The organism is Paenibacillus chibensis (genome assembly GCF_004001045.1).
Lineage (GTDB): Bacteria > Bacillota > Bacilli > Paenibacillales > Paenibacillaceae > Paenibacillus_AQ > Paenibacillus_AQ chibensis.
In genome coordinates this window covers 47,028-71,842 of sequence record NZ_BIMK01000009.1, presented here as the reverse complement: position 1 = coordinate 71,842, position 24,815 = coordinate 47,028, and the positions used below count along the sequence as shown (strand labels likewise).

Here is a 24,815-nt window from a genome sequence, read left to right as displayed (position 1 = left end):
GGAATCCGCCTTGGGACTATGGTTGCATGTCCTGGGAGAGGGATTCCCTTTTTTCTTGGATGTCACTATACTCAGAGTGTAGAAGAGTCTAGCTTTCATGAATAGATTCATTCTGCGCATGATGTCATAAAGAGCCGGAGTCGCTGATGCATATGTTGAATATCAAACACTCGCTTCGCTTTAAGCTTATTATCGGTTTTATTACGATCGCGGTGCCGCTGGTCGGGCTTCTTCTCTATAGCAACTATTACGCATCGAATACGATTCGGGAACAGGTGGCTGATTCCAATAAAAACTCGATGATTCTGTATTCGCATCAAATCGAAGCGGCACTGAACAAAGAGACGAATTTCTTATACAACATTGCGGTGGAAGATCCGAACATTGCAGCGTTGTCACAGCTGCTGGACGACCCGGACGAGTACTTTTTGGCGAAAGCGAGAATACTCAACACGCTCACACGATACCACCGGTTTGACAACAGCGTCGATTTGCAGTTTATCTATTCGGTGCAGAAGCAGGATCTGTTTAATACACCGATTAAAACCCAATCCTACGACGAGCTTCAGTCCATCAAAACAACGATCGAAAAGCTGGTCAAGGATGTTCATCCGGACAGCCCATACTTTAGGGAATGGAAGGCGATCGAATACAGCCTGGGTAAATACGCCTTGATCCGGCTCGTCGACACGGGGGACGATTTTTATCTGGGTGCATTCGTTGAGCTGGAGAACCTGATGATCCCGCTGGATCTCATTCACTTGGAGAACGGATTTGCCAGCTTCGTCAGCGCGAATGGCAGCTTGATGACGAATACGGCCGCGATCGGCTCGCACCGGCTGGACGCGAATCTGGCTTCGGAATCCAATGAGGTCTATCAGGTTGTCCGGAAGGATGACCGCAAATATATCGTAGTCATGAATCAAATTCAGGGCACCGATGTGATTCTGAGCGCTTTTGTGCCCGAATCCCAAATGCTGAAGAATCTGTATCACTTCCGGAGAGTCATCATTTTGATTTCTCTGGGAGCACTGATCCTATTAATCATTTATTTGGTTTATCTGAACGATATTATTTTGAAGCCGATGAACAATCTGGTGCGGGGGATGCGCAGAATCAAGCACGGCGACTGGAATACGCGGCTGCACTCCTCCAAGGCCAAGGAATTTGCGATCATTAACGAAACCTTTAACGGGATGGCTTCCGAAATCCACCAGCTGAAAATAAGCGTGTACGAAGAGCAGATCCGGGCGCATAAGGCCGAGCTGAAGCACCTGCAGCTCCAGATCAATCCCCACTTTCTGCTGAACTCGATCAATATCGTGTATAACCTGGCCGAGATTAAAAACTACGGCGTCATACAGCTGATGTGCATGAATCTGGTGAAATATTTCCGGTTCACGACCAAGACGAATCAGGTTGCCGTTACAGTAGCGGAAGAGATGGAGCATATGGAGAGCTATATTAAAATCCAGCAGGTCCGGTTCCCGGAGCGCGTCACCTACCGGATTCAAATCGAGGAAGGAGCGGAGACCGCCGCGATTCCGCCGCTGCTCATTCAGCCTTTTATTGAGAATGCCGTCAAATACGGCTTCGATTTCATGGATCATCCCTTCCACATTGAGATTCAGATTCGTCTTCTGGGAAAAGATCGAATTAAAATCGTGATCTGGGATAACGGCAACGGATTTTCCGCGGAAATGCTTCAGCAGCTCCAATCCGGAGATGATCTGGAACATCAAAATGGAGAGCATCTGGGGATATCCAACGTGAAGTACCGTTTAAAGCATATTTTCGGTCAGAGCACGTCTCTTTCGTTTGATAACGCTCCGGATGCCGGGGCGAGGGTTACCATCGTTCTTCCTTTCCGAACCGTAGAACAATTTACTTCGTATTGATGATCAAAACGGGGGTAGTCGCATGTATAAGGCACTGATTGTAGACGATGAAATTTATGCGGTCATGGGAATCCGCAGCGGCGTGAATTGGCAGGATTTGCAGGTGACCGAAGTGTACGAGGCATACAACATGCGGGACGCGCTGAAGGTTTTTGAGCAAACGGCGATTGATATTATGATCTGTGACATCGAGATGCCCAAAGGAACGGGAATCGAGCTGCTGGAAAGGGTGAATGAAATCTCCCCAGGCACGGAGACGATTTTTTTGACGGCACACTCGGCGTTTGACTTCATGAAGCGTGCCATCCAGCTCGATGGTTTTGATTATTTGCTCAAACCAATCGAATTCGACGTGCTTCAGGATACGATCGGGAAAGCGCTCAAATCGATCAAACAGGAACGCGAGCTGCTCAGCCTGAGAGACCAATACAAGCCTTATTACGACATGTGGCGCAAGAAAAAGTCGCTTATCACCGATAAATTCTGGAACGATTTGCTATCGGGCAGAATCCTCTGCACGCCGGATAATATCGCAAGAATCCTGGAAGAGCATGAGCTGGCAGGACTGGAGAATTCCGTATTCCTGCCTGTGATGGTCAGCGTGGAGTCCTGGCAGCGGGAGTTTAGCACAAAGGATGAAGATATGATGGAATATGCCGTCCGAAAGGCGGCATCCGAAATGCTTTTGCCGGCAGGAAAAGGGGAAGTCATACAAACCAAGCAAGGTGTGAACGTCGTTATTATTATCGGTGACGACAATGATGAACCAACAACCTTTTTTCCGGAGCTGCTTGCGCGCTGTGAGAAATACATACAAGGATGCCACAAATATTTCGGCTGCAACCTGTCGTGCTATATCGGGGAAAGCTCCACATTGCTTGAGATGGCGGACACTTACCGGCAGCTGCTGGAGATCGAATACAATAACCTGAACAAATCCAATCAGGTGTATACGCTGGCTTCCATGGGGACGACATCCATAAAAACGATGATTCCGCGTATATCCACATGGACCATCCTAATGGAGCAGGGCAAGCTGGAGGAGCTGCAGCGGGAAGTACGCACCCGCTTGTCCGAGCTCGGACAGATGCAGGGGCTTTCGGTGAGCGAACTGGAGGGATTTCATCAAGAGTTCATGCAGATGGTACACTATATTCTTCATAAGAACGGTCTATCAGCCTTTGAGTTGTTCCAGGATCAAGAGGGCATTCTGCTCAGCGCTCAGCCGCGCAACCTCGAGCAGCTAGAGATCACCGCGCTTCAGATGATCCGGATCATACATGATCAGCTGCACCGCAATCATTCGGTGATCCAGCGCGTTCAATACTATATCACGGAGCACTTGAATGAACCGATTACGAGAGAGCAGCTGGCAAGTTACGTGCATCTTAATCCCGCATACTAGTCTCGCTTATTCAAACGGGAGGTGGGGGAATCGATCACCGATTACATTCTGCATGTTCGTATGTCACTGGCCAAGGATCTGATTACGAGCTCGTCCATTCCGATTTCGGATGTGGCCAAAACCTTCGGCTACCATAATTTCTCCCATTTCTCCAAAATGTTCAGGAAGGTGTATCAGGCCTCGCCGCAGCAGTTTAGGCAGCAATCGGGTTAGACAAGAAGAAGCCGGCTTACATTTACGTAGGCCGGCTTTGTGATATGGGAGGAAATGTGGTCATATGAGCTGCTTTTCCACATGCTTCATTTCGGCTGCTTGAGGCGTATATCGATTCGGGATGTGATTTTATAAGCAAAATAACTAATCGAGACATAGAAAAGGCCATACATAAGCCAGGAATCGATATTTCCGGCCAGTGTCGGCAGATTGACGGCGATAAAAAGCAAAGGAAGCAGGAAGGAAATACATAGACCGTAGCGCATACGATGTCGGAGCCAGGCTCCGGCGGCTCCGAATGCCAGCGATAACAAGGGACAGATGATGAGGACGAGCAGCATCGGATTTGCATCTTTAAACACCCAGTAAACCACTAGCGCACCTCTAATCTCTCTTCATTGGTAAAGAGATATTTACTCTTATAAACGCTTGGTTCCTATGCAAAGTTATGCTTATCTTTGTTTTCTTGCTTTTTTTGCCGATGCTCTGGCACTCGTCACAGTAAATGCATCGCCGGCAGGATTCGGATTACCGGGCACGGAGGTCGCGCTTTCTCCCTGAAGCATGATTCCTCGCTCATGGGTCGTCAGATGGGGGCTGCTGCCATTCAAGCGGCAGCAGGTAAACGTCACGGGCGTGAGGCGCGCCATTCTGGAGATGAACGAGCCAACTTGGGGTGCCTCAACGATCCATTCGGCGCTAGACTGAGGGCCGTTATATCGCTTAATGGTCCGAAACGTCCATTTTTGCGTTGCGTTCTTCATATAGATAAGCCATGTGGAGCTTTTGATTTTGGTAATGACCGCATGGATCTGATCACCTGGATGCACCGGAAGCGGGATCAACGTCATGGCTTGGGGCAGAATTTCCCACCAGGCATAATAGTGTGCCTTGCCATTGATATAATCTTGGCCGGTTCCCGTCTGGATCAGACTGGTATTCCCGAAGCCGTCGATGCCGATCCAGGCTGAAGAGTACGTTGGCTTCGAGCTGGGACGTACAAACGGGACATGCCAAGTCGCGGATATCCGCCTGAAGGATTTGGAACGACCCGATACCGCGTAGCCGCTCCAATTGGCGGAGATCCATCCCAGGCTGTTCAGCTGAGGGCGACCGGAGGTATCCCGCTTGCACACACTATGAAAATTCGACATCGTATTCCACCACCTATCAAGTTCGTTAACCTATCATATGCGGTGATAGGAGGGACGAGTGGGGTAATGGATGCCGAGAAAAGCTTGTTTTTATCCATTGAAACAGGATGTAACTTTTGGGTGTCTCTGCCGTTAAATATATGAAACGCATGTTACGAGCACGGATTTACGAATACAGGGGGTAATGTTTAGAAAATGTCGATCAATTGGGCGAGTTTTGGAATCGTATTGATTCCTTTTGCGATAGTAATTTTGGGGATCATTGGTTTGTTAAGACTCGTATTTAAACGTCAGTAGAGCTGTAAGCGGGATGAACCATATGAGGGTCATGAGTGCCTTCAAGTCGTCGTAAGCTTTATTTGGTATGGAGGACCATGAGTTATGCCCTTGCGATAAGTAATGGATTAAATAAAGGAGATGGTTTGATGTTGAGACGGGGTATAACGTTTGGGGCGGGGACGGTTATCATCGCTTTTTTGTTTTTTTGTCATCTCTATTCGGTTCAATTGCCTGATTTTCTGGTCGGACTGGGTTATGGCATAGGGATTGCGCTAGAACTGATTGGACTCTATCACGTAAAGCATGAGTCCGGATTCAGACGGTACAAGATCCAACTCCTCAAAAAAATTTCCGGTAGATAAATGGAACTATAGCAGCAGGATAAAACGTATTACCAAGGATGGACAAAAAAGCGGCTTATAAACCGCTTTTTTTTATTTTTATGATTTCCAGTATTTACTTCTATAAGTAAATGAATTACTATATAAAGCAACACGGGAGGTGGGATAAAATGGATGAACTTCATTTGAATGTATCTCTACTGCGTACCAGAGTGCCGAATTTGACGGTGGCTGCCCGCTCAGCCGGACTGCGCCCGGCCACGGTATCCAATCTGTGCACGGGTAAAATTCCTATCGGACGGGCAGAGGTAAGGACGCTTGCGCTGTTGGCTTCGCTGGCGGGATGCACCATGGATGAACTGATTATCCGCGGGAGCCTTGCAGGCATGATTGAAACGGGAATCAAAGCGCTGGACTTATTGGCACCCGTCATCAAAGGAGGAAGAACCGGGCTTGTCGCAAGGCCGGGAACCGGCCAGATGGTCCTGCTGGCAGAGCTTCTGCATCGTCTTAAGAAACAGGGCTATACATCGATCTTTTGGAAGCCGGCGGAAGATGGAGCCGGAACCGGCGAGGTGCTTCAGGAAGCGGATTATGTCTGCCGATCTTCGGAAGAAGTATTACAGAAGCTGTATGAAATTCCGGGGAAAGAAGAGATTGTGCTGGCTGCAGACCGTTCCGTGGTGTTATCCGGAGAGTTCGATGAACTGCTGGAAGGGCTGGACGCTTCCAACTCTCGGTCGATCACGACGATTCTGGTAGATATTACGGGGGATGCCGTCGACGACGAGACTCCTTACGGTCCGCTGGATACCTTTCTCCGGTTTGATGCGGAGCTGACGACTAGGGGCTTGTTTCCGGCCATAGATCCGGTTGCCTCCACTTCGGTGATCCTGGAAGGCGCGCAGCTGGAGCCTCCGCATGTACGGGTTCAGCAGCAGACGAGAAAGCTCATGCGCCGTTATCGTGAGCTGAGACCCCTGGTTCTTTTCCGCGGAATCGACAAGCTTCCGGAATCCGAAAAAATCATGTACCGTCGCGGAGAACGATTGGAGGCGTATCTGTCGCAGCCTTTTTATATTGCAGAGCCTTATACCGGCAAAAAAGCCGAATGGATTTCCCTTCCGGAAACGCTGGAAGACGTAGGTAAAATCGTGAATGGCGGAGCCGACCATATCCCGGTGGATGCATTAACCTTTGCAGGGCGTATCAAGGATATTTAAGAAGCCGTGTAAAGCGGCATAGGTATCCAAAATCATTTGAATGGAGGCGTATTCCATGGCAGTTCATGAGATTCGATTGTCGCAGAACAGCTTGATCGGATGTTTCACGACGGAGGTTTCTCCGCTCGCCACGATTGCATCAGGGGATATTATTCGGTTCCAAACGCCGGACGCGGCCTGGGGCCAGGGCGTAACCTATCCAGACAGATTCAAGCCTTATGCGAGAAGAGAGCAGCTTGATGGCGGACATGCGCTAATCGGCCCTTTCTGCATGGAGCATGCCAAACGGGGGATGACGCTTGCGATTACGTTCAACCGGATCATTCCGGGGCGCTACGGCTTTACGGCGGCGGGACATTATCCCAACTGGCAGAATCGTCAGCTGCATTTGACCGATTTCGATGAACTCGTATTGGACTGGACGCTGGACCCTGAAGCCATGACGGGAAGCACGCGTATTAGGGACCGGGATTTTTCCGTAAAACTGAGTCCCTTTATGGGCGTGATCGGCATGCCACCGGAATCAACGGGCATTCATTCGACATGGCCGCCGCGCTGGTGTGGAGGCAACATCGACTGCAAGGAGCTGGTAAGCGGCAGCACGCTCTATCTGCCTGTCCCCGTTGATGGTGCGTATTTTGCCATCGGAGACGGCCATGCCGCGCAAGGCGACGGAGAAGCAAGCTGCCAAGCGATCGAATGTCCGATGGACGAAGTGGAGATTACGGTGGATCTGCTGCCGGGCATGTCCCTCATCCGTCCGCGCGCGAATACGCCGGCCGGATGGATCACGTTCGGCTTCCATGAGGATTTGAACGAGGCGACTGTCCAGGCTTTGGACGGCATGCTGAATCTGATGGGTGAGCTGTACGGCCTGAATCGGGTTGAAGCGATGGCTCTCGGCAGCTCGGTGATCGATATTCGCGTGACTCAAATCGTGAACGGCGTCAAAGGCGTCCACGCTTGCCTGCCCCATGGGGCGCTTAAGGTCGATACGAAAGCGAGTTTACGGCGGGAACGGCTATGATCGATCTCTATGGGAGCAGCGGCAGAAAAGTGAATGCCAAGTTCGGGGGGGGGGAGCTTGACGTCGAAGCCTTTTGGAAGCTGATGCTGGATGCATTGAGAACATACTGAACCCATCTTTGAGTGAAGGAGCCAATCGGCTCCTTTTTAATGCTCCAGGTTCCCGGCTGTCTTCTTATGCTTCGGTTCGCTTGGTTCGCATCGGGCTGAGCAAGCATCCGGCAAAAATTACGAGATTCATCCCTGCCGCAATCCAAAATACGGTCTGCGGGCTCGACAGCTTCGTCATCCAGCCGGCCGCCATGATTGCAAACGGAAGTCCCAGCTTGAACAAGGAACCTGTGATGCCGCTGACCCGTCCGATCAAATGGTGGGGCGTGGATTCCTGGCGAAACGTCCAGATGCTAACGGTATTCACCGTCTCAAGCACACCGAGGAGGAACAGCCCAAGAAAGAGCATCCACCCCGTCCGGGAAAGAGAGAACAAGACGCTGCAAAGCCCGAGACCTAATACGGTCCATGAAATCAGCTGGCCCACGGTGAACCGGCGTTTTAGCAGGCCGATGAGCAGGCTTCCCACAAGTCCTCCGAGGCCTGCGGCAGACAGCACCAGACCCAGCTGCGCATTGGAAAAAGCGAGAGCGTCTTTGGCAAAAAAGATGAGTGTCGTATCGACCATACCGGCCGAGCTGTTCAAAAAGACGACGACAATGGTAATCGTGAGCAGCAGGCGGTTCGATCGCAGTTCCTGCCACCCATCGCGAAGCTCCTTCCAAAATCCGCTGCGCATGTGTACGGGGCTCTCCTCTTGTGATCGGAGTGCAGAAAGGGTGATCCATGCGACCAGAAACGCGGACGCGGTGAGCAACAATGCGGTATGCATGTTCGGCAGCATGAGGAGCATCCCGCTGAGCGCAGGTCCCAAAATGCCGACGAACGTCACCACGAAATTATACGAGGCATTCGCGGAGGTGAGCAGCGGAGCGGGAAGGGAATGCTTCACCATCGCCACACGGGCGTTGGAATAGGCATACCCGAAGGTCATAAGCAGGAAGCCCGCCCCATAGAAAAGGGGCGTGGATGCATACCCCCGTGACAAGGAGAAATATAGAACGAACAAAATCACCGCCTGCATTCCGATGGCAATGAGAGACCATTTTTTCTTGTTCGCCCGATCCACCCAGACGCCGATGAACATGGCCAGCAGCAAATTGGGCAAAAACTCGATTCCCCGCATCGTGGACATCACCACGGATGATTGCGTCATATCGTACAATATCAACGGCAGCGCGAGCTCGTATATTTTATTGCCCATAGCCATGATCCCTCCCGTGACCAGAAGAATCAGAAAGCCTCCGTTCCTGAGAGCGGACGGCTGCTTTGCCGTGTTGAAGTTGCTGATCATCATGTAGTTTCCTCCTCTTTACGCCATGAACAAGAAAAATTATACTTTTATAAAAGGCGAAGGAAAAAGCGAAACCTTTTCGCATTCTTTTCGCCTTTTATATCGTGCAAGGAGTCTAAAGATGGATATCGTCCACTATTATTTGAAATTAAGCAGCCATTTCGCTTCCGAAAAGCTGAATAGCCCCATCCCGGTTACGATGCAGGAGCTTACCGGCATTTGGGAGTGTACGCGGCGCAATGCCCAGCTTCTGGTCCGTAAATTGCGGGAGCAGGCCTATATCGATTGGGACAGCGGCAGGGGCCGAGGCAATCTTTCCACACTCGTTTTGAAGAAAGACAGGGAAGGGATTCGAATAGGCAGAGCCCAGGAACTCGCTTTGAAAGGGCAAGTGGTGCAAGCCTTTGCCGTACTTGAGCCTCGTGAACTCCATGCGCAGTTTGCGGACTGGCTCGCAGGACAGTTCGGGGCTCAGTACAGCGCGGATGAAAAGGATGTTTTGCGGTTTCCTTTTTACCGTCCGGTGCTTGATCTGGACCCGCTGCATGTCATTCGTAGGACGGAGGCGCATTTGGTACGGCAGCTGTTCAATACGCTGGTCGAATACCATGCCGAATCGGAATCGGTGAAGCCGAGCCTGGCTCATTATTGGGAGCATAACCCGAGCTGGACCGAATGGACGTTTTATTTGCGCAAAGGAGTATGGTTTCATCATGGGAGCCGAATGACGGCGGCGGATGTCGTATTTACGTTTCAGCGCATCATGGACATCGAGCCGCCGGACTGGGTTACCTCGAATGTTCTGCGGCTGGAAGCGAGGAGTGAACATGTTTTCTCGATTACGTTGAAAGAGCCTAATGCGCTTCTGCCGCATATCCTTGCCTTGGAACGTTTCTCCATTGTACCCAAACATGTGCGGCAGGTGAGCCGAGACCGCGATTTTCGCAGCATGCCGGTCGGCACCGGACCGTTTCGGATGGTAGAGAACAACGAGGTGAATATGATCCTGGAAGCGCATGAGCGTTATCACGAAGGCCGGCCGCTCATCGATCGGGTCGAGATTTGGGTGTGGCCCGACTATCAGGAGCATCTGATCTCCGGAAGCTCGATTCTTCGCGAATCGAAGCCTCAATACGTGGATGAATCCCACTCCGCCGACCATGCCAAAATGATCACGCAGCTGGAAGATGGAAGCTCCATGTTATCCTTAAACACGTTCAAAACAGGCCCGCTGCAGGATATACGCATCAGACAGGCTATTCACATGGCGATAAACAGAATAGATATGATCAGAACACTTGGGGGGAGAAGACAACAGCCCGCGTCAAGTTTTCATCCTGGCAACTATGATGATCAGTATGGCAGCGCTGTTGACCTCGATACTGCCGCAGAACTTGTCCAGGCAAGCGGGTATGGCGGAGAAACGCTGCTGCTCGAGACATATGAGATGAAGAGCAACCGGGAGGATGCCGAGTGGATCCGGGCCTGCTGCGGTGCCATCGGCTTGAACGTGGAGATCCGAATCAGACCGATTCGCGAACTGACGGACAGCGAGTGCATTTCGCAGGCGGATATGATATTTGCAGGGGAGGTGCTTGGCGAGGAGCCGACCGTCGAATTAATCGGTATGTACTTGTCGCATCACGGTTATATTCGCAATCATCTCGATCTGAAAAGCAGAGACTGGATGGACCGGCTCGTGAAAGCAGCGCTGGCCGAGCCTAATCTGCAGGCAAGAAGGACGATCCTCGAGCGAATTGAGGAGAAGCTGCGGCAGGAATACAAGGTGTTGTTCATCTATCATAGCCGGCAGACGGTGGGATTTGATCCTGCGCTGAACGGAATGACGATGAATGCATGGGGAAGGATTGATTACAAGAACGTCTGGATCAAGCATTAATCGGCAGCATAAGAGAAAATATATCTAAAATTAACCTCTTTTTAAGCGGGCGTTAAGGAGCTCTGCCCATAATTAGCTCAGCAGGCTAACATTACCGGTTAAGGAGAGATTCTTCATGCGAAAAATCAGAAAGATCCATATGTGGATCGGTATCATTGCAACGGTCTTTTTACTCATTGAATCCGTAACGGGCATCATCATGTATTTCGATCAGGGAGATCGCAGGGGCGGCACGGAAAGGGCGGCGTTCCGCATGAATGGTTCCATGCCTGCTTTCGCCAATTCGTCATCAAACCAGCAAAATGGGCCATCTTCTTCGGGAGGACAAGCGGACGCAAACGCTCAAAACAGCGAGAACAATCAAAACGGTCAGAACGGCCAAAATAATTCAGGCGCCGGCAGGTTTGGAGCCAATGGCATGAACCGCTTTAACGGATCCGGGCAATTCCCCGGCAAAGAAAGCGGCGGATCCTTCAGCATGAATGTCCGCAGCCTGCATGAAGGCGTCGTCGGTCTGATCAGCGGAATCGGCATGCTCTTATTAACCGGTACCGGTATCGTGATGTCTTTTATTATTTGGGGAGCAAACCGGAGAAGAGGAAAACGCGGCAAACCTGATTCAGGCCAGCAGATCACCGCGCTCCATCCGTCGAATCCTTCTTGAAATCAGTCCGGCTGCATAAATATAAGATAGCTTACTGACATACTCGTGAAGTAGTTCCCGAAGAGCTGTGCCGCAGTGAGATTCCATAGAAGTGAGATTCCACATGTAATATCGAGGATTGTCCCGTTTCCGGACAATCCTTATTTTGCTATGAAATGCCCTGATATAAGAAAAAAAGGTGTCTATCATTCCCGTTCATGTTAAATTTGAGTTACAAAGATGGAAGAAAGAGGATCCATGAATGATTAGCACCTGGAGGGAGCTGCCATGAAGAAAATGAGGACCGTGCCATTACGGAAGAGGATCGGGTATGGAGGCGAGTGCCGGCATGACGAGCGTTAAGCGTACGATCGACGCCATCTGGCGGATCGAATCACCCAAACTGATTGCTGGTTTGACCCGGATGGTGCGAGATGTCGGCCTTGCCGAAGATTTGGCCCAGGATGCGCTTGTGATTGCCTTGGAGCGATGGCCGGAGACCGGAATCCCGGATAAACCGGGCGCCTGGCTGATGACGACGGCCAAACGGCGTGCCATCGACCTGCTGCGGAGAAACAAGGTTCTGGACCGGAAGGTTGAGGAAGTTGCCCGCACTACGGTCTTATATACAGAGGATGATGTGGATCAAGGGCTTGATGGAGAGATCGGCGATGATATCCTGCGCTTGATCTTCATGACTTGCCATCCTGTCCTGTCGAGAGAAGCCCGCATTGCGTTAACGCTTCGGCTGTTATGCGGCTTGACGACGGATGAAATCGCACGCGCCTTCCTTGCCGCCGAATCGACAATAGCACAGCGGATCGTCCGCGCCAAGCGCACGCTGAATGCGGAAAAAATTCCTTTTGAGGTGCCGGAGCGTAGTGAATTGAAGGAGCGTTTATCCACGGTCCTAGAAGTCATCTATCTCATGTTTAACGAAGGTTATACGGCTACCTCAGGCGATGACTGGGTCCGGCCGCTTTTATGCCATGAAGCGCTTCGGCTGGGACGGGTGCTTGCGGAAATTTCGCCGGAGGAGCCGGAAGTTCATGGATTGGTTGCATTGATGGAGATCCAATCTTCAAGGCTCAAGACCCGCGTCGGACAAGATGGCGAGCCTGTCCTTCTCATGGATCAGAACCGGTCGCGCTGGGATCAGCTGCTGATTCGCCGCGGGTTGGCAGCGCTGAAGCGAAGCCAAAGTTTGGGACAGCCTTATGGTCCATACTCGCTTCAAGCAGCGATTACGGCTTATCATGCCCAAGCATTAACGCCTGCCGATACGGATTGGCCGCGGATCGCGGCTCTGTATGAAGCCCTCGCACGCTTGACGCCTTCCCCGATCGTTGAGTTGAACCGCGCCGTGGCCATCTCAATGGCCTTCGGTCCGGCCTATGGCCTGCAGCTGTTAGACGAATTGAATATGGACTCGACGCTTAAAGACTATCATCTCCTGCCAAGTGTCCGCGGCGATTTGTTGTACAAATTGGGGCGTTGTGATGAAGCGCGGACGGAATTCGAACGCGCCGCAGCGTTGGCCAAAAATGAACGGGAGCGCAGCCTGCTTTTGAAGCGCGCCGCGGATTCGCAGTCCAAGGCAGCAGAACTTGAAGTGGAAACCTGAGCCGGAAGTTTCTCCTTTTTGCGCAGCATCGAAAAAAATATTTTTTCAAAGAAATGTCGATTGGGCCAAGTTTCGTTCGTCGTCTTATGGAAGGGTAAATTTCAATTTAAAGGAGAAGATTGATCATGGACACAGAGGTTAAAGATTTTATCGAAGCGATCAAAGAACCATGGCAGGCAGAGCTTGCGCATCAGCTGCGTCAAATGGTGCATGAGGCCATACCGGAGGTGAAGGAGCGCATGCAGTATAAGAAACCCCATTTTTTGAAAAACGGGAAATATGCAGCCGTGATCTCAACGTCAAAGGATGCCGTCAGCTTCACGATTTTTAACGCGAGTGGGCTTGAGATGCCGGACGAGCTTTTTGATGGACCTCCGGAAAGAAAAACGTTAAAGCTGCGTAAGGGAGATACAGCGGATACCGAACTGCTGAAACCGCTTGTTATTCAGGCTTCTTCGACGCTTTGATCCTTGTCAATGATGCAGATATAACATTCCATGAACATAACATGTACTTCCCATTAAATGCACCGTTTTAACATTTGCGGTGCTTTGTTTTATTTTCGGGGCGGAAATTTCTCTTGACTTTTTAGGGATGATCAGGTCTATAATATCGTTAATTCGATACTGGCTCAGATCAAAGACATGATTTCATGCACGAACCGCCCAGAGAGAGAAGCCACCGGCTGAAAGCTTCTTACGGAAACCGGCTTGAATTTACCCCTTTGTAGCCGTGGCGTTGAACCTGCATTCCGAGACGGATGCGGTAGTAAGCGGCACCGGGTTATCTCCGATAACGGATACCAATAAGAACCTGCAACGATCGTCCCTTGGCCACGGTCGGCTTGCTGCAGGTTGAATTAGGGTGGAACCACGAGCTGAACGCACTCGTCCCTTGGTGGAGAGATGCGTTTTTTTGCGTTCATAAATATCACAAAGACGAAAGAAATGGAGGTAAAAGTCATGGATATTAACGTATTGCTGCCGGATGGATCGAACAGGAGGGTTCCGAAAGGCACCACGGTCGAACAAGTCGCCGAGTCGATTAGCATCGGACTGAAAAAAAACGCGGTTGCAGGCAAACTGAACGACAAGCTTGTCGATTTGGATCAGGTCGTCGAAGAGGACTGCCGACTTGAAATCGTGACGCTGGATAGTCCTGCGGGACTGGAGGTGTACAGGCATAGCACGGCGCATGTGATGGCGCAGGCCGTGAAACGGATATACGGGGAAAAGGCCGTAAAACTTGGCATTGGTCCGGTCATCGAGGATGGATTTTATTACGACATGGATCTCGAAAAGCCGTTATCCGCTGAAGATTTGGACCGGATCGAACAAGAGATGGCCAATATCATTCAGGAGAACCTGCCGATTGTCCGCAAAGTCGTCAGCCGCCAGGAAGCCATTCGGATATTTGAGAAGCTGGAAGAACCGCTCAAGCTGGAGCTGATCCGCGATTTGCCGGAAGATGCGGTCATATCCACTTACGAGCAAGGCGAGTTCCTCGACCTGTGCCGCGGCCCGCATCTTCCTTCGACGGGCCGGATCAAAGCGTTCAAGCTGTTGACTGTGTCAGGCGCCTATTGGCGCGGGGATTCGAGCAACAGCATGCTACAGCGGATCTATGGAACGGCTTTTCCGAAAAAAAACCAGCTGGAGGAGCATCTGCATTTTCTGGAGGAAGCGAAGAAGCGGGATCACCGCAAGCTTGGTAAGCAGCTGGAGCTGTTCATGTTCTCGGAGGAGGCACCGGGCATGCCGTTTTACCTGCCGAAGGGGATGACGATTCGCACGGAGCTTGAAAATTTCGCGAGGGAAATGCAGAGACAACGGGATTATGAGGAAGTACGGACCCCGCTCATGATGAATAACCGGGTGTGGGAGAATTCCGGGCATTGGGATCATTACAAAGACAACATGTATTTTACGAATGTGGACGAAACAAAATATGCGCTCAAACCGATGAACTGTCCGGGGCACATGCTCATTTTCAAGAATAAACTGCGTTCATACCGCGATCTGCCGATGCGTATCTGCGAATTCGGCCAGGTTCACCGCCATGAGTTTTCGGGAGCGCTGAACGGCATGCTGCGGGTGCGGACGTTCTGCCAGGATGATGCCCATTTGTTCGTGCTCCCTGAGCAGATCGAGGAAGAGATTGGACGAATCATCGAGCTGATTGACCAGATGTATCAGGTGTTCGGCCTGGAATATAAAATCGAGCTCTCGACGCGTCCGGAGGATTCCATGGGCTCGGAAGAGCTATGGGAACAGGCGGAGAGCTCGCTGCAAAGCGTGCTGGATAACCGGGGGATTGCTTATCGGATTAACGAAGGCGACGGCGCCTTTTACGGCCCGAAAATCGATTTCCATATCCAGGACGCGCTCAAACGGAGCTGGCAGTGCGGCACGATTCAGCTGGATTTTCAGATGCCGGAGAAATTCGACCTGTTATATGTCGGCGAGGATAGCCAGAAGCATCGGCCGGTTGTCATTCACCGCGCGGTGTACGGGGCCATCGACCGATTCATGGGCATGCTCACAGAGCATTACGCCGGAGCTTTTCCGCTGTGGTTGTCGCCGGTACACGCCAAGCTTTTGCCGGTATCCGAAAACTATGCCGATTACGCCTATCAGGTGAAAGCAAGGCTTGAACAGGCCGGTATCCGGGTGGAGATCGATGCGCGCAACGAAAAGCTGGGTTACAGAATCCGCGAAGCGCAGCTGGAAAAGGTCCCTTACATGCTCGTGCTGGGAGAACAGGAGAAAAACTCCGGCTCCGGCTCCGTAAGAAAGCGCGGCGAAGGTGACCTTGGCTCGATAGCATTGGACGTGATTGAAGAGATGATCCTGGGGGAAATTGCCTCCAAAGTGTAAAGAGTAAGGGAAGCTGATCCCGGGAGGAAGCTTCTTCCTGATCATCCGCGTACCACAAAACTAAACCGCATGGACCATGGAAGTAACTCTTTCATGGCTCAATGCGGTTTTTTTGCTAGTATGCGATTGCAGGCGATGAATACCATGCGTAAACCATGAAAATAATATGTTCAATCACCTGTTCAGGAGGGATTGGAATGAAAAAACTCGTTTCGTTTCTTATGATATTCTGTTTGCTGATCGGACCGGCTAACCTCACTCGTGGCGCGGAGAGTCCGAACTGCCGGCAGCTTGAGAACATATTTAAAACAGGGGTCAAGCAGGAGGACGGGATTTGCAGGCTGGAGTTTATCCGAAAAAATATTCCGGTCTCGAATCTGGGCGTTCAACTCCTGCCGGAAACCATCGAGCTGGCATTCGGCGCGAACTTCCAGCAAGCGGGCAATCAAAGCGTCGTGATCGGAGAGTTCGCCCTGCTCGTTCCGGAAGTGAATCGTGTCATTGATGCGCTGCGGAAAGGAAATATAGAGGTTTCTGCCGTCCACAACCATATGATCGGGGAGAACCCGCAAATCATTTATTTACATTTTCAAGGGCGGGGAGATACGGAAGCATTGGCAGCCACCGTCAAAGCAGCCATCGGGGCAGCCAGCTCGGCTGGAACTTTGAAACTAAATTAACCGTTCATAAACAGTTCAATCCACAGGATTGAACTGTTTATTTTTTGGAACTCTACATTTTTTTGTGGTTATGCCGAATTGAGGACATATGTCCTATCATTGAGATAGCGAATTATTATTTAATGATTATCAAATAAGAGTGTTAAGGAGAAGGGCACAATGAAGGGAATACTATTTGCATTTCTGGGAGGCGCGTTTATTACGCTGCAAGGTGTCGCCAACTCCCGGATCAGCCAGGGAATCGGCACTTGGCAGGCGGCTGCGTTAACGCAGCTTACGGGGTTTGTGGCAGCGCTTGTGCTGCTGTTCATTTTTCGCGATTTCAAGCGTCAGGGCTTCACGCAGGTCAAACCGCTGTATTTGAGCGCGGGAGCGTATGCGGCCGTGATTATTTTCAGTAACGTTACGGCCATACAACATGTCGGCGTGACACTGACGGTGGCCTTGGTCATTATCGCTCAACTGGTATTGACCTTTTTAATGGATCATTACGGATGGTTCGGTCTTCCGAAGAAACGGATGGGATGGACCCAATTCGCCGGCATCGCCATCATGATCCTGGGTGTGGTGATCCTGAAATTTTAAAGTATAATGTTCAGGATATGATGTACATTCAAAGGCTGGGGGATATTCTTCATGAAAGAAATCAAGGACCGCGCGAACTTAGCGGATTATATGGAACTGCATCAATTGCACGCGATTTTCAATGAACCGATGCTTTCTCATCTGAGTCTTTACAGCTTTGAACAAGGAGAACTGATCTGTTCCCAGGGGGAGCCTGCGGAATATTTGTACGTATTGGTTAAAGGAAAACTCAAGGTCTACAACACGTCAACGGAAGGCAAGACGCTCATTATTTCCTTTAAAAACGCGCTTGAAGTGATTGGCGACGTGGAATATATCCAGGAGGCGGATTTTATCAACACCGTTGAAGCCGTGTCCCCGGTGCATATGATCGCGATTCATCATCAGTGGCTGAAACAATACGGCAGGGATCATACACCGCTGCTGCAATTTCTGCTGAAAATCATTACCGGCAAATTTTTCATGAAATCGAACGCACTCAGCTTCAATTTGATGTATCCCGTTGAAGTCAGGCTCGCCAGTTACATTTTGTCCGTTTCCTTTGATCCGTCCGATGTGCTGTTCAGGGGAAAGCTGAGCACTTCGGAGCTGAGGGATGCGGCGAATTTGATCGGTACAAGCTACCGGCATTTGAATCGCGTAATTTTGCAGCTGTGTAACGAAGGGATCCTGGAGCGTGGCAAGGGCTGCATTCATGTCAAGGACCGGGAGCGTTTGAAGAGCATTGCGGGTGATAGCATTTATGAATAACAGAATGACATGGATAGGAGAGTTCAACAATGTTACTGGGAATTATATTGGCCTTGTTGGCCGGTTCGCTCGTTAGTTTACAAAATATTTTCAATAATAAAGTCAACGTGCATGTCGGTTCATGGACCACGACGACATTAGTGCTGGGGCTCGGGTTCGCGGCTTCGTTTACGCTCGGACTTCTGTTTGAAGGGAAAGGGATGTTCGATCTGCATGCATTAAAGCTCTGGTATTGCTTCAGCGGCTTAATCGGCGTCGGCGTGGTAACCTGCATGGTCCAGGGGATCAACCGTCTCGGTCCGACCTTCGGGGTCTCGATCAGCATGTGCGCCCAGCTTGGTTTCGCGCTGTTGTTCGACTCCATGGGCTGGCTGGGTCTGGACAAGGTCGATTTTACGTTTAAACAGCTGGTCGGCGTGCTTGTCATCGTCGGAGGCATTCTCGTGTTCAAGCTGGGGGGACGAAAGAAACCAAGCCAGGAGAACGCGCAGAAGAGCCTCGGCACGGTGTGAGGAAGGAGCATAACCAACCGAATAACCTTTCCAGAATCGGGTAATGTTATACAGGACATTGCTGCAGATTCGATGGGAGGGTTTTTTTTGTATGGAAAATATGACGAATGAACTATCTCAGATGCCCCTCATTCAAAAAACGTTAGGCGAGTATCTGTTTGATCGTTTGAAACAAGAAGGAATCACCGATATTTTCGGCGTGCCGGGCGATTATAATTTTACCCTGCTGGATGCTCTTGAACGCTATGAAGGCATCCGCTTCGTGAATGGCAGAAACGAGCTGAATTCAGGGTATGCCGCGGATGCCTATGCCCGCTTGAAGGGGATGTCGGCTCTGATCACGACGTTCGGCGTTGGCGAAATGAGCGCCTGCAACGCGATTGCCGGCGCGAACAGCGAGCATGTTCCGATCATACACATCGTCGGGTCTCCGCCGGATACGGCGCAGAAGGCGAGAAAGCTGATGCATCACACGTTGATGGACGGGGATTTTGACGTCTTCCGCAAAGTCTATGAACCGATCACGGCTTACACGGCGGTGCTGACACCGGAAAATGCGGCGCTCGAAATCCCGAATGCCATCCGCATCGCCAAGACAAGTAAGAAACCGGTATACCTTGTCGTAGCCGACGATCTGGTCAATAAGCCGATATGGCCTCATAAGGAGCAACCCATGCCGTCAGCCGTTACGAATCCTGCGACGCTTCAGGCGGCTGTGGATCAGATGAAGCTCCTGCTGGACCGTGCGCAACATGCCGTTATTTTAGCGGACGTCAAAACAATGCGCTTTCATTGGGAAGAGTATGTGCGCAAGCTCGCTGAAACGATGAACGTGCCGGTAGTCTCCACGTTGTTCGGCAAAGGTTCTTTTGACGAAAATCATCCGCTGTTCATCGGGATGTACGGCGGTGCATTCGGGAGTCCTGAAGTGCGTGAAAAGGTCGAGACAGCAGATGTCGTTATTGCGGTCGGGCTGGTATGGGCAGATACCAATACGGCTAACTTTACCGCCAAGTTGAATCCTCTTCAACTGATCGAGATCCAACCTACGCAAGTGAAGGTCGCGTCGGCCGAGTATCTGAACGTGATGGCGGAGGATGTCCTGCTAGCGCTGCCCAAAACCGGGTACAGGCAGCAGGCTAGCGTACCCCAATTCACACATCCTTATGATGTTATCATGGGAAATCCTGAAGAACCGCTCACAGCAGCAACTTATTACCCGCGGTTTCAGCGGATGCTGAAGGAAGGGGACATTATCATTCCCGAGACGGGAACGTTCTTCTACGGCATGTCCCAAGTGAAGCTGCCCCGAAACGTTACGTATATTGCCGAAGGGGGATGGCAGTCGATCGGATACGCGACACCTTCCTCGTATGGGGCATGTATCGCGGCTCCGACGCGCCGGGTGCTGCTGTTCACGGGTGACGGTTCCCTGCAGCTGACGGCGCAGGAGATCAGCTCGATGCTGTATTACGGATGCAAACCGATTATTTTTATCCTTAATAATGATGGGTATACGATCGAGAAGTATTTAAATGTTAAAACAGAGAATCAGACGTATAACAAGGTTCCAAATTGGTCTTATACCAAGCTGGCGGAAGCGTTCGGAGGCGATGCTTTTACCGCTACCGTCCATACCAACCAGGAGCTGGATGAAGCGATCATAAGAGCCGAGGCGGAGTCCGGCAGCAGGTTATGCATCATTGAAATGATGGCTGCTGATCCGATGGATGCCCCACAGTATATGCATAACATGCGCAAGTATATGGAACAGCAGGAGAAGCAGCAAAGCTAATTCGTGTCAGCTTGGAAATTTGAATAGTAGAGAAAATGCCCCATTGTCCGGTGATTGAGTTTCCCGGGTAATGGGGTTATGTTTGTAGTAGAGCCAGACGATATACATACGTTTGATAGCGGGAACATAAGGAGGAGAGCAGCATGGCGGAGGCATTAAAAGAGATGTATCACCCGGAGTTTCTGCAAGGATTTGGCGAAAAGGTGAAGAGGGTCTATCCCGCTTTCGATGGCAATCGCTTCCTTGCGCAAATTATGGATGCTTCTTGGGAGGAGCTGGCGCTGAAAGGGAGGATGCGCCGGATCAGCGAAGCGCTTGGAGTAAATTTACCCGATTCCTATGAGGAAGCAGTTCATATTTTGTTTCAGATCGATGAGGAATGTGTCGGCTTTCCTTACTTATTTTTTCCGGATTTTGTGGAGGTCCATGGACAAGCGGCGCAGGACTGGGATTTGTCCATGAACGCCCTGGAGCGGTTCACGCAGCGTTCATCCGCCGAATTTGCGGTCAGAGCGTTTATCATGTCCGATCCGGAGCGGATGATGAAGCAGATGCTGGATTGGGCCGTGCATCCGAGCGAGCACGTCAGACGTCTGGCGAGTGAAGGATGCAGGCCGCGACTTCCATGGGGACAAGCACTGACGATGTTTAAGAAGGATCCGGCTCCCGTGCTGGAGGTGCTGGAGGTGCTGAAAGAAGATCCTTCGCTTTATGTTCGTAAAAGCGTTGCAAACAACTTGAACGATATTGCCAAGGATCATCCGGATGTCGTGATCGGTCTCGCCAAGCGCTGGATAGGCGTTCAACCGCATACCGACTGGATCGTCAGACATGCCTGCAGAACGCTGATCCGCAAAGCCGATCCGGAAGTCCTGGGGCTGTTCGGATACGCAAAGGACGAAGGCGAGACGCCTCTGGTCGCAGAGGCAGCCCTGAAGATAGAGCCTGATTCGGTCGCGATAGGCGGAAGAAGCGAGCTTGTCTATGATGTGCAGATTCGAGGTGGGGAAAGCGTGCGTGTCAGGATTGAATACGGCATCGATTTTATCAAAGCAAACGGACGGACAAGCCGCAAACTATTCCTGTTGTCGGACAAGACGGTTCCCGGTGGAAGCAGGCTCCAAGGAACCCGCACGCACAGCTGGGCGGATCTGACGACACGAAAGCATTATCCGGGCGAACATCGGATCGTATTGGTCGTGAATGGACAAGAGGCCGCGGCAACCGCCATTCGGATCGAAGATGGGCGTTAACAAAGTGAACAAAGAGGGAGCCTCGTTATGCTGAGGTTCTCTCTGTTTTTTAATGATTAGTATTGCGACGGACAATATTTTTAGTTGCGATTTTATCTGACCTCTTGACAGCAAGGTCGTTTGTATTCCATAATGTACGCGCGTACATAAAATTAAAAATGAGGATGCTTTTCTTTTAAAGAGATGACCATACCAAGAGGTGATGCCATATCGCTACACGTAAAGAGGTCGCTGAAATGGCTGGCGTATCGGAGGCGACCGTCTCCCGCGTACTGAACAACGTGGGACCGATGAAAGAAGAAACGAAACGCAAAGTGCTCGAAGCAGCAGATCAGCTTGGCTACTACCCGAACGCGATTGCCCAAAGCTTTGCTCGCCGGCGCAGCGGCAATCTGGGAGTCGTCCTGCCGTATGTACCGAAGGTTCATATTTTCTCGACGTATTATTTCTCCGAAATTTTGAACGGAATCGGGGAGCAGGTACGGGAGCTCGGATACGACATGCTGCTGATCTTTCGGAAGCCCGGAGTTGATAACAGTTACATGGATCTGTTCCGGTCGCAAAAAGTGGACGGCTGTATCTTGCTGGGCACGACAGATTCGCCGGGCGAGCGTAAAGCTTTGAAGGAGCTGGAAGCCGCAGGATATCCTTTTTGCTTGGTCAACCAGCATTTTGAAGGGGAGCACTTTTGGGAAGTCGATGCGGACCATGAACAGGGCGCGTATGAAGCGGTGAAGCATCTGCTGGATGAAGGTTATCGTAGAATCGCATTTCTGAACGGCCCGCCAGAGTTCTCAAATAGTATAGACCGGTTAAGAGGCTATGTCCGGGCCATGACGGAAGCCGGGATATTCCAGCCCGGAATTGATATCAACGCATCTGTTCCGAGGGAATGGATGGAAGCAGGGAATTACAGCAGAACAAGCGGCTATGAAGCGGCTTCGCGGTTTTTTCGGAATAAGGACCGGATCGATGCGGTCTTCGCGGCGAATGACCGCATGGCGATCGGGCTGATGCAGGGGTTTCGAGATCTGGGCATGCAGCCGGGCCGGGATATTGCCATCGCGGGTTATGATGATTCGGATGGTGCAAGAATCACCGATCCTCCGCTAACGAGCGTATCGGTTCCCTTTTACCGCATGGGGATGATGGCTGCCAGGCTCGTGCTGTCTTCTGCCGCTCCGGGAGCGAAGGAACAAGAGCATTCCACGCCCGCTGAGCGGTTGATCCGAATGGACACGAAGCTCGTGATCCGTTCATCAAGCAGCGGCAAGCATGCATAGAATCAATCATGGAGTCACAAATGAAGAGGAGGATGCAATGCAATGAAGCAGGTCCGTATCGGAATGATAGGTTATAAGTTCATGGGAAAAGCACATAGCCACGCATATCGGGATATTCCGATGTTCTTCCCCCACATTGCAGAGCCTGTGATGCAGGCGATTTGCGGGCGGGATGCGGAAGGCGTGTCCCTCGCGGCAAAGCAGTTCGGCTGGAGGGAAGCCGTGACGGATTGGCGTGATTTAATGGAACGCAGTGATATTGACCTGATCGATATCAATGCCCCCAGCGATATGCACAAAACCATTGCGCTCGCCGCCGCAAAGGCTGGCAAGCATCTGTTTTGCGAGAAGCCGCTTGCGCTGTCACTGAAGGCTTCCCGTGAAATGCTGGAGGCTGCCAATGCAGCCGGCGTCAAGCATATGGTCGGATTCAACTATCGCTTTGCACCTGCAGTTCAGCTCGCCCGCAAGCTGATTCTGGAAGGAAGACTCGGGCAAATCTATCATTTCCGCGGCTGGTTCCTGCAGGATTGGATCATCGATCCGGACTTCCCGCTCGTATGGCGCCTGCAAAAAGACATTGCGGGTTCCGGTTCGCTTGGGGATCTGGGCGCTCACACGATTGATCTTGCCCATTATCTTCTCGGCGATATTGAAGAAGTGGTCGGCATGAGCGAAACCTTCATCAAAGAACGTCCGCTTCCGGGCTCCATGAGCGGGCTGAGTGCCAAAGGCTCGCAAAGCGATGAGAAAGGTCCCGTCACTGTCGACGATGCGGCGCTGTTCCTGGCCCGTTTCGCAAACGGAGCGCTTGGGACCTTTGAGGCAACCCGATTTGCCGCAGGGCATCGCTGCACGAATTCGTTCGAAATCAATGGCAGCCAAGGCAGCATCAAATTCGATTTCGAACGGATGAATGAGCTGCAGGTCTACTTCACAAGTGACGACGAAGACGTGCAGGGCTTCCGCCGGGTTCTGGCTACCGATCCCGCCCATGCTTATGCAGAGGCCTGGTGGCCGCCAGGACATACGATCGGATTCGAGCACACGTTCATTCATGAGATCGTGGAGCTGCTGCAGGCGGTGGCCGAAGACCGGCAGCCTATGCCGAATTTCGAAGACGGGGTGAAATGCCAGCAGGTTCTCGAAGCAGTGGAATTATCGATCGCAGAGAAACGCTGGGTGCGTACGGATGAACTATAAACCAATGAGGGAAGCGAAGGAGAGACACAACGGATGAAAAAGGCATTAATCGTATGGGGAGGCTGGCTTGGGCATCAGCCCGAAGAGGTGTCGGCTATTTTCAAGGGTCTTCTGGAACACGAAGGCTTTGAGGTCGAAGTCGAAGATTCGCTTGCTGCTTTTGACGATGCAGCCAAGCTAAAATCTCTTGATCTGATCATTCCGGTATGGACGATGGATGAGATCAGCCAGGAACGCGTCAACAACGTATCTGCTGCCGTGCAAAGCGGCGTAGGCTTGGCCGGCTGTCATGGCGGCATGTGCGATGCATTCCGGAGCAATGTCGACTGGCAGTTTATGACGGGCGGAAACTGGGTGGCTCATCCCGGTAATGACGGTACGCCGCATCGGATCAACATCGTGAACACGTCAAGCACCTTGATGGAGGGCATTGAGGATTTCGACGTTTCCACCGAGCAGTATTATCTTCATGTCGATCCGGCGGTCGAGGTTCTGGCCACAACCCGTTTTCCGGTGGCGGACGGTCCGCATGTGCTGAATAAAGCCGTCGATATGCCGGTCGTCTGGACGAAGCGATGGGGCGTAGGAAAGGTGTTTTACTGTTCTCTAGGCCATCAGGCGAATATTATCGAGCAGCCTCCGGTTAAGGAAATCATGCGCAGGGGATTATTGTGGGCTGCCGAAGGAAAAGCGCAGGCCGCAGGGCAGCAAGCAGGAAACGCTTATACAGGAATGCAGGACAGCCAGGTATAAGAAAGATCATAGGG

The 24,815-nt window shown here is 51.3% G+C and carries 21 protein-coding genes and 1 pseudogene; 19 read left to right on the top strand and 3 right to left on the bottom strand.

The window, feature by feature from the left end; genetic code table 11:
* The first annotated feature begins 152 nt into the window (after positions 1-152).
* The 3 genes and pseudogenes from PCH05_RS08990 to PCH05_RS27630 form a co-directional block, all read left to right on the top strand.
* On the top strand, positions 153-1,898 hold the full coding sequence (locus tag PCH05_RS08990; protein WP_127602047.1) for a sensor histidine kinase: 1,746 nt from the start codon (positions 153-155) through the stop codon (positions 1,896-1,898).
* A gap of 22 nt (positions 1,899-1,920) precedes the next feature.
* Positions 1,921-3,303: a response regulator gene (locus PCH05_RS08985; RefSeq protein ID WP_246049424.1), complete on the top strand. Its 1,383-nt coding sequence runs from the start codon at positions 1,921-1,923 to the stop codon at positions 3,301-3,303.
* A 12-nt stretch (positions 3,304-3,315) separates the two neighbouring features.
* Positions 3,316-3,516, top strand: a pseudogene (locus PCH05_RS27630) (helix-turn-helix domain-containing protein); the annotation flags it as partial.
* An 86-nt stretch (positions 3,517-3,602) separates the two neighbouring features.
* On the opposite strand, the gene PCH05_RS08980 reads toward PCH05_RS27630, so the two are convergent.
* Positions 3,603-3,878 carry a hypothetical protein gene (locus PCH05_RS08980; RefSeq protein ID WP_127602046.1) on the bottom strand — a complete coding sequence of 92 codons (276 nt, stop codon included), beginning with the start codon at positions 3,876-3,878 and terminating at the stop codon, positions 3,603-3,605.
* 90 nt (positions 3,879-3,968) lie between these two features.
* Complete coding sequence (locus PCH05_RS08975) at positions 3,969-4,670, bottom strand: G1 family glutamic endopeptidase (RefSeq protein ID WP_127602045.1); 702 nt, start codon at positions 4,668-4,670, stop codon at positions 3,969-3,971.
* Positions 4,671-5,460: 790 nt separating this feature from the next.
* Here PCH05_RS08975 and PCH05_RS08965 point away from each other — a divergent pair.
* Complete coding sequence (locus PCH05_RS08965) at positions 5,461-6,513, top strand: ATP synthase beta subunit C-terminal domain-containing protein (RefSeq protein WP_127602043.1); 1,053 nt, start codon at positions 5,461-5,463, stop codon at positions 6,511-6,513.
* Between the two features lie 55 nt (positions 6,514-6,568).
* Entirely contained in the window at positions 6,569-7,540 is a 972-nt protein-coding gene (locus PCH05_RS08960; RefSeq protein ID WP_127602042.1) for an acetamidase/formamidase family protein, read from the top strand.
* Positions 7,541-7,714: 174 nt separating this feature from the next.
* Here the strand turns inward: PCH05_RS08960 and PCH05_RS08950 are convergent, their stop codons facing one another.
* Positions 7,715-8,947 carry an MFS transporter gene (locus tag PCH05_RS08950; RefSeq protein ID WP_127602041.1) on the bottom strand — a complete coding sequence of 411 codons (1,233 nt, stop codon included), beginning with the start codon at positions 8,945-8,947 and terminating at the stop codon, positions 7,715-7,717.
* Positions 8,948-9,065: 118 nt separating this feature from the next.
* Between PCH05_RS08950 and PCH05_RS08945 the strand changes: the two genes are divergently transcribed.
* From PCH05_RS08945 to PCH05_RS08880, 14 genes are all read left to right on the top strand, one after another.
* Positions 9,066-10,844: an SgrR family transcriptional regulator gene (locus PCH05_RS08945; protein WP_164766588.1), complete on the top strand. Its 1,779-nt coding sequence runs from the start codon at positions 9,066-9,068 to the stop codon at positions 10,842-10,844.
* A 115-nt stretch (positions 10,845-10,959) separates the two neighbouring features.
* Positions 10,960-11,508 (top strand): PepSY-associated TM helix domain-containing protein, encoded by a 549-nt coding sequence (locus PCH05_RS08940; RefSeq protein ID WP_127602039.1) that lies wholly within the window; start codon positions 10,960-10,962, stop codon positions 11,506-11,508.
* 328 nt (positions 11,509-11,836) lie between these two features.
* Positions 11,837-13,111, top strand: coding sequence for an RNA polymerase sigma factor (locus PCH05_RS08935; RefSeq protein WP_127602038.1), 1,275 nt, complete (start codon positions 11,837-11,839; stop codon positions 13,109-13,111).
* Between the two features lie 125 nt (positions 13,112-13,236).
* Positions 13,237-13,578: a DUF1801 domain-containing protein gene (locus tag PCH05_RS08930; protein WP_127602037.1), complete on the top strand. Its 342-nt coding sequence runs from the start codon at positions 13,237-13,239 to the stop codon at positions 13,576-13,578.
* Positions 13,579-14,073: 495 nt separating this feature from the next.
* Entirely contained in the window at positions 14,074-15,987 is a 1,914-nt protein-coding gene (gene thrS / locus PCH05_RS08925; protein WP_127602036.1) for a threonine--tRNA ligase, read from the top strand.
* A gap of 197 nt (positions 15,988-16,184) precedes the next feature.
* Complete coding sequence (locus tag PCH05_RS08920) at positions 16,185-16,667, top strand: DUF1259 domain-containing protein (protein WP_164766587.1); 483 nt, start codon at positions 16,185-16,187, stop codon at positions 16,665-16,667.
* A 159-nt stretch (positions 16,668-16,826) separates the two neighbouring features.
* Positions 16,827-17,252, top strand: coding sequence for a DMT family transporter (locus PCH05_RS08915; RefSeq protein ID WP_127602034.1), 426 nt, complete (start codon positions 16,827-16,829; stop codon positions 17,250-17,252).
* Between the two features lie 51 nt (positions 17,253-17,303).
* Positions 17,304-18,002: a Crp/Fnr family transcriptional regulator gene (locus tag PCH05_RS08910; RefSeq protein WP_127602033.1), complete on the top strand. Its 699-nt coding sequence runs from the start codon at positions 17,304-17,306 to the stop codon at positions 18,000-18,002.
* A gap of 29 nt (positions 18,003-18,031) precedes the next feature.
* Positions 18,032-18,514, top strand: coding sequence for a DMT family transporter (locus PCH05_RS08905; RefSeq protein WP_127602032.1), 483 nt, complete (start codon positions 18,032-18,034; stop codon positions 18,512-18,514).
* A gap of 91 nt (positions 18,515-18,605) precedes the next feature.
* A complete protein-coding gene (locus tag PCH05_RS08900) occupies positions 18,606-20,309 on the top strand; it encodes an alpha-keto acid decarboxylase family protein (RefSeq protein ID WP_127602031.1) in 1,704 nt (567 codons plus the stop codon).
* Positions 20,310-20,452: 143 nt separating this feature from the next.
* Entirely contained in the window at positions 20,453-21,562 is a 1,110-nt protein-coding gene (locus PCH05_RS08895) for a DNA alkylation repair protein (protein WP_127602030.1), read from the top strand.
* 209 nt (positions 21,563-21,771) lie between these two features.
* On the top strand, positions 21,772-22,845 hold the full coding sequence (locus PCH05_RS08890; protein WP_127602029.1) for a LacI family DNA-binding transcriptional regulator: 1,074 nt from the start codon (positions 21,772-21,774) through the stop codon (positions 22,843-22,845).
* Between the two features lie 42 nt (positions 22,846-22,887).
* Positions 22,888-24,048: a Gfo/Idh/MocA family protein gene (locus tag PCH05_RS08885; RefSeq protein ID WP_127602028.1), complete on the top strand. Its 1,161-nt coding sequence runs from the start codon at positions 22,888-22,890 to the stop codon at positions 24,046-24,048.
* Between the two features lie 33 nt (positions 24,049-24,081).
* Positions 24,082-24,801: a ThuA domain-containing protein gene (locus PCH05_RS08880; protein ID WP_127602027.1), complete on the top strand. Its 720-nt coding sequence runs from the start codon at positions 24,082-24,084 to the stop codon at positions 24,799-24,801.
* Positions 24,802-24,815 lie beyond the last annotated feature (14 nt).

Bases quoted from the DNA above. Each gene is read 5' to 3' on its own strand.
- PCH05_RS08990 (WP_127602047.1), top strand. From the start codon at position 153: ATGTTGAATATCAAACACTCGCTTCGCTTTAAGCTTATTATCGGTTTT.
- PCH05_RS08985 (WP_246049424.1), top strand. From the start codon at position 1,921: ATGTATAAGGCACTGATTGTAGACGATGAAATTTATGCGGTCATGGGA.
- PCH05_RS08975 (WP_127602045.1), bottom strand. From the start codon at position 4,670: ATGTCGAATTTTCATAGTGTGTGCAAGCGGGATACCTCCGGTCGCCCT.
- PCH05_RS08965 (WP_127602043.1), top strand. From the start codon at position 5,461: ATGGATGAACTTCATTTGAATGTATCTCTACTGCGTACCAGAGTGCCG.
- PCH05_RS08960 (WP_127602042.1), top strand. From the start codon at position 6,569: ATGGCAGTTCATGAGATTCGATTGTCGCAGAACAGCTTGATCGGATGT.
- PCH05_RS08950 (WP_127602041.1), bottom strand. From the start codon at position 8,947: ATGATGATCAGCAACTTCAACACGGCAAAGCAGCCGTCCGCTCTCAGG.
- PCH05_RS08945 (WP_164766588.1), top strand. From the start codon at position 9,066: ATGGATATCGTCCACTATTATTTGAAATTAAGCAGCCATTTCGCTTCC.
- PCH05_RS08940 (WP_127602039.1), top strand. From the start codon at position 10,960: ATGCGAAAAATCAGAAAGATCCATATGTGGATCGGTATCATTGCAACG.
- PCH05_RS08935 (WP_127602038.1), top strand. From the start codon at position 11,837: ATGACGAGCGTTAAGCGTACGATCGACGCCATCTGGCGGATCGAATCA.
- PCH05_RS08930 (WP_127602037.1), top strand. From the start codon at position 13,237: ATGGACACAGAGGTTAAAGATTTTATCGAAGCGATCAAAGAACCATGG.
- thrS (WP_127602036.1), top strand. From the start codon at position 14,074: ATGGATATTAACGTATTGCTGCCGGATGGATCGAACAGGAGGGTTCCG.
- PCH05_RS08920 (WP_164766587.1), top strand. From the start codon at position 16,185: ATGAAAAAACTCGTTTCGTTTCTTATGATATTCTGTTTGCTGATCGGA.
- PCH05_RS08915 (WP_127602034.1), top strand. From the start codon at position 16,827: ATGAAGGGAATACTATTTGCATTTCTGGGAGGCGCGTTTATTACGCTG.
- PCH05_RS08910 (WP_127602033.1), top strand. From the start codon at position 17,304: ATGAAAGAAATCAAGGACCGCGCGAACTTAGCGGATTATATGGAACTG.
- PCH05_RS08905 (WP_127602032.1), top strand. From the start codon at position 18,032: ATGTTACTGGGAATTATATTGGCCTTGTTGGCCGGTTCGCTCGTTAGT.
- PCH05_RS08900 (WP_127602031.1), top strand. From the start codon at position 18,606: ATGGAAAATATGACGAATGAACTATCTCAGATGCCCCTCATTCAAAAA.
- PCH05_RS08895 (WP_127602030.1), top strand. From the start codon at position 20,453: ATGGCGGAGGCATTAAAAGAGATGTATCACCCGGAGTTTCTGCAAGGA.
- PCH05_RS08885 (WP_127602028.1), top strand. From the start codon at position 22,888: ATGAAGCAGGTCCGTATCGGAATGATAGGTTATAAGTTCATGGGAAAA.
- PCH05_RS08880 (WP_127602027.1), top strand. From the start codon at position 24,082: ATGAAAAAGGCATTAATCGTATGGGGAGGCTGGCTTGGGCATCAGCCC.